This is a genomic window from Mycobacterium sp. AZCC_0083 (genome assembly GCF_014202335.1).
GTDB lineage: Bacteria > Actinomycetota > Actinomycetes > Mycobacteriales > Mycobacteriaceae > Mycobacterium.
Genome location: NZ_JACHGP010000037.1, coordinates 1 through 9,792 on the forward strand (window position 1 = coordinate 1; position 9,792 = coordinate 9,792).

Genomic DNA, 9,792 nt, shown 5'->3' on the forward strand with positions numbered 1-9,792 from the left:
CCACCACAGCACCTACGACGAACACACCGCCTGGGCACACCGCCAACCCGCCAAAGCCGCTTGACACCTTACGAACCTGGGATGTCTAACCGCGCAAATAGGCCAGCACGGCGAGTACCCGGCGGTTCTGTTCGTCGTCGGGTGGCAGCACGAGCTTGGTGAAGATGTTGCGGACGTGCTTCTCCACCGCACCGTCGCTCACCACCATGGTGCGGGCGATGTTCGTGTTGGACCGGCCCTCGGCCATTAGCGCGAGCACGTCCTGCTCGCGCGGGGTCAGCTCCCGCAGCGGGTCGTCGCGGCGGCGGCGCACCAGTAATTGGCTGACCACTTCAGGGTCGAGCACCATGCCGCCGGATGCCACCCGGTCCAGCGCGTCGAGGAAGTCGGTGATCGCCGCGACCCGGTCCTTGAGCAGGTAGCCGACCGCACCGGCGCCGTCGGCGAGAAGGTCGTCGGCATAGGAGACCTCGACGTACTGGGAGAGCACGAGCACCGGTGAACGGGGCACGCGCCTGCGCGCCTCGACCGCGGCCCGGAGCCCCTCGTCGGTGTTCGACGGCGGCATCCGGACGTCCACCACCGAGACGTCCGGCCGGTGCGTCTCGATCGCGGTCACCAGCGACGGGCCGTCACCCACCGCGGCGACCACGTCGTGGCCGTTCTCGGTGAGGAGCCGGATCAGTCCCTCCCGCAGCAGGACCGAGTCGTCGGCGACGACAACCCTCAGCACGGCACCTCCGCCCTGATCTCGGTCGGCCCGCCTGCCGGGCTGACCACGATCAGCGTGCCACCCGTCGCCCTGACGCGGTCGGTCAGTCCGGATAGCCCGTGGCCCTTCGCCACGTGCGCGCCGCCGACCCCGTCGTCGACGATCTTGATGCCCAGGCTGCCGGGCTGGTTCGCCACGGTGACCCAGCAGTTCGCCGCGCCGCTGTGCTTCGCCACGTTGGTCAATGCCTCGGCGACGGTGAAGTACGCGGTGTTCTCCACCACCGGGTTGAGGCGGCCCCCCGACATGCCGAGCTCGGCGTCGACGGCGAGCTCGACCGGGACGGTGCAGCGGGCGGCCACCGCGGCCAGCGCGCTGGGCAGGCCGCGGTCGGTGAGCACCGGCGGAGCGATGCCGCGGGCGAGGGCCCGCAACTCGTCGAGGGTCTCCCTGGTCTGGCCGATGGCCTCGTCCAGCGTGTGCCGCAACGCATCCGGGTCACCATCCAGTTGCTGCCGCGCGCGGCCCAGGTCCATCGCGAGGCGGACCAGCCGCTGCTGGGGACCGTCGTGGATGTCGCGCTCCAGCCGGCGCAGCGCTGTCGTCTCGGCGGAGACGGCGGCCGCCTTCTGCTCGGTGAGAACGACGATCTTCTGACGCATCTCGGCGATGCCGGTGAGCAGCAAGCGGCTGAAGCCTGCCGAGACCAGCGCGCAGCCGCGGACCACGGCGGGAAGGGTGATCAGGCAGACCAGACCGACGGCGGTCTGCAGACCGATCCTGGCGAAGGTGCTGTCGCCGAGCCCGATCAGCTCGGCCAGCGAGTGGTTGTCCGGGCCGCGCGGGATGCTCCAGTCCCAGGCGAAGCTCAGCGTGCCCCCGATCGCCGACGCCCACCAGCTGACGACGACGGAGAACGCAGCGACTGCGATCGGGAAGTGCACGACGGCGTGCACCAGGTCGAGCCAGGACTGAGTTTGGCTGAGCGGCGTGAACATTCGCTTCCAGATGCCGTCGCCCCGTTGAGACGTCCGGTAGATCGGCCGGGTCCGCGGCATGCGCAGCACGGCGGGGATGCGCAGCCGCTCGATGTCGGCGAAGAGACGGGCGAGAAGCAGCGTGCCGGCGAGGACGGGCAGGCCGACGATGACGACCAGCGTGCCGAGCCCTGCCGACAGTCCGGTCACGGCGACGACGAAGCTCGCGGTGGCCAGTGGGAATCCCACCAGGGTGTAGCCGGTGTCGATGGCGAGCTGGCGTACGAAGCCGACCCGCTCGGGTTGGGTCGTGGCGGCAGTCGTCATGTTCTCGACGCTAGGCATCATTCGGTCTCACCCCCATCCGGTGTGCCAGCGTCTTCAGGGTAGGGCTGTCCATACCGCTGACATTCGCCGCATGACGCGGCGGCGGCGGACCCGCTTTCGCAAGGCCCGCCCCTGCGGGTGAGAGTGTCGTGGCAGCGTTGTCGCTATCGCCTCGGCGGCGCCGGCGCGACCGTGGTGTCGGGCACCTCCGGACCGTTCTGGTCGCCCTCCTGAACGTTGTCGGTGTCCGGTGCTCCCGCAACATCGGGGGTGTCGCCGGGTTCTGGAGTGTCCACCACCGAAGTCGCCGGCGGTGGCGGCGGGGCCGAGGTCGGGGTGGCGTTGGCGACTCCGCCGCCGATCGCGCCTGCGGCCAGTGCTGCGCTCAACGCGGCCACGATCTTGTCCGTGAGGTCCATCTGTTCGTTTCCCTTCTTCGAATCTCCACCAATCTGGTGTGCCCTCACCGTGCCCACCCAATGGTGTGCCGACGCTGAGCCCGGCTGAGGACGCGCACAGGTACCGCCGCGAGAACGGCGACTCGGATCTGAGTTGCGTTGTGATTGAACGGCGTATCGGGCACTTCGTCGGCCCGTGCACCATCATGAGGCCCCACCGCGGCAGATAGTCCACGCGGCGTTTGGATACACGGATAGCGGATTCCTGAGGGAGTTTTCAGCAGACCTCAGCGCGTTCATAGCAGCGGTTGGTGACCCTGGCGAGCGTGATGAGACCGCCCCAACGTGGCAGCGGTCAGATCGTGCCGCCGTCGTTCAGCAGGAGTTGGTGACGGGGGAATCGCAGCGCGGCAAAGTCGCCCTTTCGGGGGGCGCCGCGTCCGGCCAGCGGGCAGCAACGCATACAACCTGAGGGAGACACGATGTCGTCAAACCATGACCGTCCAGCCGGGTGCGCGCCTGCGGAATCTGCCCGTTTCGTGATGCGCAAACTTCCGCATGTCACATTGCTGTTCTGGGTACTGAAGATCGTGGCCACCACCCTGGGAGAAACCGGGGGCGACCTGCTGGCCCAGACCCTGCACGTCGGCTATCTGGTCGCCACGGTCGTCTTCATGGCGATGTTCCTGGTCGCGGCGGTGTTCCAGCTGAAAGCGCGACGCTTCCACCCGGCGCTGTTCTGGACGGTCATCGCGCTGACCAGCACCGCGGGCACCACCCTGTCCGATTTGATGAATCGCACCGGTGGGATCGGCTATACCGGCGGAGCGATCATCCTGTCCACTGGCCTGGCGATCGTGTTCCTCATCTGGTGGCGCAGCGGACAAACCCTCGACGTCGAAAACCTCGCATCCTTCCGCGGGGAGCTGCTGTTCTGGCTGGCGATCTTGTTCTCCAACAGCTTGGGCACCTCCAGCGGTGACTTCCTCGCCGACAGCCTCGGACTCGGATTCCGCGACAGCGCACTGATCCTGTCGGTGATCATGCTGCTCCTTCTCGCGGGGCACTACGTCACCCGCATCAACGACATGGTGCTGTTCTGGATCGCGTTCGTGCTCACCCGACCGTTGGGCGCGACCGTCGGCGACTTCCTGAGCAAGCCCCGCGATCACGGTGGCCTGGCCTGGGGCACCATCTGGACCTCGGCGACCCTGCTCACGGTGCTCGTCATGCTGATCACCTATCAGGCCGTCCACGTCCGTCGTCGCCCCCTGAGCCCGCTGCCGGCCCCGGTGCACCGGCGCACCGGAGAACCGCAACACCCCAACGGCGAACTCATCACCCAACCCAGTTAGTTAGCTCGCGCCCCCTCCGTAGGGGAAATAGTCAACTTGGGGAGGTGAGTCATTGAGCTGGACGTTGCCCGGCGACTGGCATTCGGTTTGGGTGCCGCCCATATTGGTGCAGGACTGAGCCTGGGCGGGATCACTCGGATCACTCGGTGCAGTCGGTGCAGTGGCAACCGTTGACGGCGCAGCCGGAGCGGCCGCGGCGGTCGGCGCAGCGGCGATCGCAGTCGCGACAGCTGCCGCCCCTAACAGCGCCATAATGTGATTCAGTCTGAATCGCATGGTGGTGCTCCTTCGATATTTGGCCGTATCCGTACATGTTTCGGGATCATGTCCTGGCCGATGGTGTCCGGTTGTACAGGCGCAGCGGATGGTGGTTGACCGCTACCGGTGCCCGCCACCGCCGCCGCCACCGAGCAGAAACGCCTCGCCTCCGTAGGGATAGAAGCTGACGGGGGGAGGAGAGTTGTTGATCTGGACATTGCCCGGCGACTGGCAGACGTTTCCGGCGCAGGACTGCTGAGGGGTAGCAGCCGCAGCAATTGGTGCGGCGGTGATCGCTACCGCGGCAGCTCCCGCCGCCAACAGCGGTGCGATGTGGGTCAGTTTGATTCGCATGGCGCAATTCCTTCGATGGTTGGTCCTAGTAAGGCTCACTCCAGAATTGCCCTCCGTCGATTCTGTGTCGTCCCGGCTGACAGCCAACTCCGTTTCCCCCCAACGGGAATCAGCGCCTACCTGCCAGCACCAATGCCTCCCGAACTGCCGCTCGTGATCACTGTCACGGTGATCGTGGCGGACGGCTCATGGCGCGTCGCGCGTCGGCGGAGGTTGACGGGCACCGCTTGTCGACTGGTCCGCCGCGAACGGTTCGACGCCGCTGCGAGCTAGTCGAGTTCCTTTGAAGTCGCCTTGCTTGGTGCCGTTGAGGCTCTTCCACCAGATGCAAACTGACGGTATGCGCGTGGCTCGCCCGCCCCTAAGCCGTCCGCGCCAACGTCCTGACTTAGTCGGAGGTCGTCACTATGCGATTCATGGCTGTCCGCCTTCACTTTTGACACTCCGCTGCGTGTACCGTCGCGCCCAAGACCTGTTGCCGACCGTCGATAGGCGGTGGCTATCGATCTCCGCCGACGTCCGACGCGCCAGGCCCCGTCCCGCCACGATCACCAGGACCGTGATCGCGAGCGGCAGTACCGGGGCGTAGCTGCGTGCGTGCAGGAAGAGCAGTCCGCCGCCTACGGCGCCCGCGATCAACCCGGCCAGTACGCCGGCGAGGCGCGGCATCTCGGCCCTCGACCGAGATCCGGCGAACGTACCGGCGAATGCGACCAGAGTGAACGTCCCAGCTGTGGTGAACACGCCTTGCACACCGAGTGATCGAACGGCCGCCGTCTGGATTCCCATGGCCAGCGAGAACAAGATGATGAGCACGTCGCCAACTCTCGTCGGGGGATGTCCGTTGGCTGCCAACCACACGACTAGGAAAGCACCCTCGGCGGTCGCGACGAGGACGAGCAATACCGTCATTGCCGGGGGCCACGGACCAGATCTATGCGAGTGTTGCGTCGCGATCCGTAGACCGAGATAGGACCCCGCGGCGAACATGGAGATCGCGAAGAGCACCGGTACGACGTCGGGCCCCTCAATCTCGGCGATTCCGAATCCCAAGAAGACGATGTTGCCGGTCATGAACGCCGAGAAGATCTTTCCCAGGCCGAAGTAGCTGATGGCGTCGACTGCTCCCGAGGCGACTGTCAATGCCACGAGCAACACGTCGCGCAGTACTTGACCATCTACGAATGTTTCGGTCTCGGTGTTCGTCGCGAACTGCTCGCTCACGCGCTGCCTTTCTCGTCATTCTGCTCAAGTTCCTCGTACGTTCAACGTCATAAGCGTTCTGGCTCAGGTGGTCATCTCCCAGAGGCTGTGCCGACATTCCGAAGGCTTCTAGTGCGACGCACTCGCTATCGGTTGTTAGTCCATGACAGCAGAGTGCCCATTGGGCGGCGCCGAGTCATCACCGCTGACGCCAGTTTGGGTCCCAGGCTGGCTGGAATACGTCCGTACCTGCCAGCACCGGTGCGAGTACCCGATTGGCGTACCGGCTGGCGGGGGGACGCAAAGTCGTGTCAGCGGTGATGGCGGCGGCTTGTTGCACTGGAATGTTGAAAGTGACCCACCATCACGGCAGGCCATGTGGCGCCGACACTTTCGACGTCGTGTGCGTTGACCAGATCGGCAAGCGAGAGGAACCGACAACCAATGTCTGCGACGAGCACACCTGATATGACTGAGACAGTTGGTAGGCGATCGTGAGCGCCGACAGCCAAGTGCTCACACGACGCGACCAGAGCGCCGCGAAAGTGCCCGACATAACCGCATCGTTCTGGGTTTTGAAGCTGACCACGACCGCAATGGGCGAGGCGGCATCGGATTACCTGCTCAACACCATGGGCTTCGTGGGCTTTGGCATCGGCCTAGCAGGCTTCGCAGTCACGCTGCTCGTTCAGTTTCGGACACGGCGCTACAACGTCTTTGCCTACTGGGCGGCGGTGATGATGGTCGCGGTGTTCGGCACCATGGCCGCAGACGTAGTGCACCACCATCTTGGTGTCTCCTTTGGGATGTCGACCCTGTTCTGCGCCCTTGCGGTCGCAGCGACCTTCTGGGCTTGGCATCGCAGTGAAAAAACACTGTCGATACACAGCATCACCACCCGACGCCGCGAAGTGTTCTATTGGCTAACAGTGTCGTTCACCTTCGCCCTCGGTACCTCCGCCGGCGACCTGACGGCCAGCCAGCTGCACTTCGGGCTCGCCGGATCGATCCTACTTTTCGCAATCATCATGGCCGTACCCGCCTTGGGCTGCTGGCGTTTTCGCCTGAACAGCGTCGTCGCCTTCTGGTGGGCGTACATCGTGACCCGACCGCTCGGTGCATCCGTCGCGGACTGGGTGAGTAAGCCCACCAAGGTCGGCGGCCTTGACTACGGCGACGGCCCCGTCGCCGCGGGTCTATTGGTGATTGCCCTGATCCTGGTCGCAGTTGTAGCGGTCAGACGCGCCAGCAGGACGAGCCGTGCTCCGGCGATGGTCACCGACTGATGCCGTTGTACGACAACGCATCAGTGGTGTGCACGCCGATGGGTAATGCCGCGCTGCAGCCGTCCTGAGGCCGGCCGGCGTCGGCACGACCGGATGGTGGAAGGTGAAGCATCTTGGTGACCACCGCCAAGAGCCCGGGGCTTACGACGGCACGCCGTGAAGCGGCGTGGCCCCTCGCTGTGAACGCGCCTGCCCACCGGGAGAGCATGTTGCCCGACCTCGTGCCGGCGTCGGCTGCCGGCATCACCAACGCCGCACCGAGGGCTACAACTGCCTCGTCAAACAGCGGGCAGCAACCCAGATTTCACCCTTGCCCGGTCAAAATCGAAGACGACATATGGGGCCCGTAGGGGTGGTATTGAATGTGGGGCGGGGGAGTGTTGATCTGAATGTTGCCGGGCGACTGGCAGACGGTTCCCGAGCAGGACTGCTGATTCGCGGCGAAAGCCGTCGGTGCGGCGGCGATCGCCACGGCGGCAGCACACGCCGCCAGCAGTGGTGTGATGTACTTCAGTTTCATTCCCATGATGGCACTCCTTAAAGCGCTAAATTGTTTGTGTGTCGCCGTACAGAATTAGCGTCGTCCGCTACCGCTGTAAATTCACTGAGGACCGCTGAAAGCTGGCTCAATATCCACCAATACCCCCGTGAACTGGAATCGTCCTTACCTGCCAGCATCCAGAAGCGCTGCCTGGTAACTGGTATGGCGCGGTAAGGGATATACCGCCGTGACACTTATCTTCAGTGGCGGACTTTCAGCAATAGACAGATTTCTCTAGTTGCAAAACTCCATGACAAGGGTTTTGACACTACAGCGCCGTTGTAGGTTCCACTTTTGCGTGGCGGAGTTCCACTCTTCCTGGCGGATGGATGGCGGATCCGCCATAAACACTGGAATTGTCGGCGACCCTGGTAGCGGATTGCCTTGTGCGATGGCCACGCTGCGGTCAAGTCCGGTTCCCATTAGGGCGGCTATTGCCCAGCTGACTCAAGCGGTCGCCGGGACGACCACTTCGTGCAAGTAAGCGCATGCCGAGGGATTACGCCGCGAACACGAGCGTCGACGTTGCCACCATGGCACTGATGCGGTTGGTGGGCACTAGGCCGACACATCCTGCTCGGCGTGACCGAACTCGACGTCCTTGCCCTCGAAGGTGCCGCTGCACGACACCACCACGTGATAGGTGGAGAAGGGCGGCGGAGCCAGCACGGTGAAACTCGCACTTCCCTTCGGGCCGATGTCGAAGTTCTTGTTGGAGCCCGGCAGCACCGGATTCGTCGCGGCGTAGGTGCACTTACCAGGGATGTCCGCGGTACTGGTGACATTTACGGTCCATTGGAACCCCCTGTCGAAGGACACCCGGATGGCGTCGGTCGGCGCCACCTTGGCCGGTTCTGGGACTGGAGTTACGACGGGAGCGGGGACTGCGACGGGATCGGGAACCTTCGGGGCTTCGACGGGTTTGGCTGGTATACCGAACACGATGGTCACGACGTCGACTGACCGGTCGTCGTGCCGGATGAAGCCAACGCCGAACTCGGCGTCACCGCAATTGCCGATGGCGGCTCGTGCCCCCCTGCTATAGGCGCTGAGGATCGCAGAGGCTTGGGGATCACCGGAGCCGAGGTAGGCCGACGTCTGGCCGTTGTAGTTGCGGGGTATGCCATCTGCCCGATTCTCGGATCTGGCGTATTTCTGCGCGGCGTCTTCAAGGACGGGGTTGTAGGTCAATCGCGGGCACGGGGTGTCGGAGCGGTACAGGGTTATGGAGGCGATGATCGGGCCGAGCGGATCGTCGGCGTGTGCGATCGGCATCGCCAACGTCCCGGACAGCAGCGACGCGCCAACGAAGGCGCTCGCGAAGGCGAGTGACACAGATGTTCGTGTAGTCATCGCGACGTTTCCCAGCCCGCAGCTCTTGATGATTCCTCCCGGACTCAGATCGCCCCGCTGATGAGCTCCTGAGCTCCCGCGCGTGACGTTAATGGTTGCGGAGTCAACGAGTAACTAGGTGTTTCCCTAGTAGCGGCGGTGTAGGTGCGCGCCGATAAGCTGCCATCGATACCCGATTCGCGACAGGGGACGCCACCGTGAACACCAAGATCGCGAAGACACGCGTAGTACTGGCCGCCGTGACCGCGATCGCTGCAGCGGGATTACTCGCGTTGCCATCCGCACACGCCACGGCGAGTTGCACAGTGCTGGGCGCACTGCTGAATCTCCACCACTCCAGCGGCTACGACGTGGCCATCGATGCCAACCGTTCGTCGCTCGGGCCGCGGGCAGTCATCCGCACCCCGGAACTCACTTCGGATGGGAACATCACCAGCGGCGGTATCACCGGCCGCACCGTCGATTTCACGATCGGCTGGTCCGGCACCTTGTCTTACGTTCACTTCACGGGAACGGTTGGCGCCGACGGCATCGTGCATGGCACGTCTACTGGAACAACGACTCCCATCAACCTGAACGAGGGCCCATGGGACTCCGTCGACCCGCTCACCTGTAGCTGATCGGGACTGATCAACGAGCCTTCGATCGATACTGAATCTGATTGGGGCGATGGTGTCTCGCGACTGCCACCGCCGGAGCACTTGTTGGCCGTTGAAAACGAACTCAACCACCGACCCCGCATGGTCCTTCAAGACCGTTGCCCCGCTGACCTATTCGCTGCGCTGTTAGCCTCGAATGGTCCTTCAGTGTTGCGACGTTGATTAGAACTCACCTTGCCGCAAGGGGTCAGACTTCAGTTGCCGTTGACAACAATGTCCATGTGTTGGATCCGCAATGTCCATGTGCTGGGTTCGTCGCTCCCCCGCGTGCTGGCCGTGACCGCGCTCGCTGAAATTCCCCACTGCCGCTCATCGAAATTCCCCACCCGTGTGGCTCCGCCGAGAAGGGCGGGCCTCCCTCGATGCTGC

10 protein-coding genes are annotated in these 9,792 nt (G+C 64.3%); 3 read left to right on the forward strand and 7 right to left on the reverse strand.

Annotation, left to right across the window (positions count from 1 at the left end):
* Nucleotides 1–85: 85 nt before the first annotated feature.
* The 3 genes from HNP02_RS42125 to HNP02_RS42135 form a co-directional block, all read right to left on the reverse strand.
* Nucleotides 86–730, reverse strand: coding sequence for a response regulator transcription factor (locus HNP02_RS42125; protein ID WP_184446766.1), 645 nt, complete (start codon nt 728–730; stop codon nt 86–88).
* Nucleotides 727–2,016 carry a sensor histidine kinase gene (locus HNP02_RS42130; protein WP_221318649.1) on the reverse strand — a complete coding sequence of 430 codons (1,290 nt, stop codon included), beginning with the start codon at nt 2,014–2,016 and terminating at the stop codon, nt 727–729. Before HNP02_RS42130 ends, HNP02_RS42125 begins: the two co-directional genes overlap by 4 nt.
* Before the next feature lie 164 nt (nt 2,017–2,180).
* Nucleotides 2,181–2,435 carry a hypothetical protein gene (locus HNP02_RS42135; protein WP_184446758.1) on the reverse strand — a complete coding sequence of 85 codons (255 nt, stop codon included), beginning with the start codon at nt 2,433–2,435 and terminating at the stop codon, nt 2,181–2,183.
* 521 nt (nt 2,436–2,956) lie between these two features.
* Here HNP02_RS42135 and HNP02_RS42140 point away from each other — a divergent pair.
* Nucleotides 2,957–3,769 carry a hypothetical protein gene (locus HNP02_RS42140; RefSeq protein ID WP_184446759.1) on the forward strand — a complete coding sequence of 271 codons (813 nt, stop codon included), beginning with the start codon at nt 2,957–2,959 and terminating at the stop codon, nt 3,767–3,769.
* Nucleotides 3,770–4,147: 378 nt separating this feature from the next.
* Here HNP02_RS42140 and HNP02_RS42145 read toward each other — a convergent pair whose 3' ends face one another.
* Nucleotides 4,148–4,381, reverse strand: a complete 234-nt coding sequence (locus tag HNP02_RS42145) for a hypothetical protein (protein ID WP_184446760.1) — start codon at nt 4,379–4,381, stop codon at nt 4,148–4,150.
* A gap of 414 nt (nt 4,382–4,795) precedes the next feature.
* Nucleotides 4,796–5,605 carry a YoaK family protein gene (locus HNP02_RS42150; protein ID WP_184446761.1) on the reverse strand — a complete coding sequence of 270 codons (810 nt, stop codon included), beginning with the start codon at nt 5,603–5,605 and terminating at the stop codon, nt 4,796–4,798.
* Between the two features lie 473 nt (nt 5,606–6,078).
* Here HNP02_RS42150 and HNP02_RS42155 point away from each other — a divergent pair, with 473 nt between their 5' ends.
* Nucleotides 6,079–6,870, forward strand: coding sequence for a hypothetical protein (locus HNP02_RS42155; RefSeq protein ID WP_184446762.1), 792 nt, complete (start codon nt 6,079–6,081; stop codon nt 6,868–6,870).
* A 304-nt stretch (nt 6,871–7,174) separates the two neighbouring features.
* On the opposite strand, the gene HNP02_RS42160 is transcribed toward HNP02_RS42155, so the two are convergent.
* A complete protein-coding gene (locus HNP02_RS42160) occupies nt 7,175–7,396 on the reverse strand; it encodes a hypothetical protein (protein ID WP_184446763.1) in 222 nt (73 codons plus the stop codon).
* 573 nt (nt 7,397–7,969) lie between these two features.
* Nucleotides 7,970–8,764: a hypothetical protein gene (locus HNP02_RS42165; protein WP_184446764.1), complete on the reverse strand. Its 795-nt coding sequence runs from the start codon at nt 8,762–8,764 to the stop codon at nt 7,970–7,972.
* Between the two features lie 197 nt (nt 8,765–8,961).
* On the opposite strand from HNP02_RS42165, the gene HNP02_RS42170 reads away from it, so the two are divergent.
* Nucleotides 8,962–9,384: a hypothetical protein gene (locus tag HNP02_RS42170; RefSeq protein WP_184446765.1), complete on the forward strand. Its 423-nt coding sequence runs from the start codon at nt 8,962–8,964 to the stop codon at nt 9,382–9,384.
* Nucleotides 9,385–9,792 lie beyond the last annotated feature (408 nt).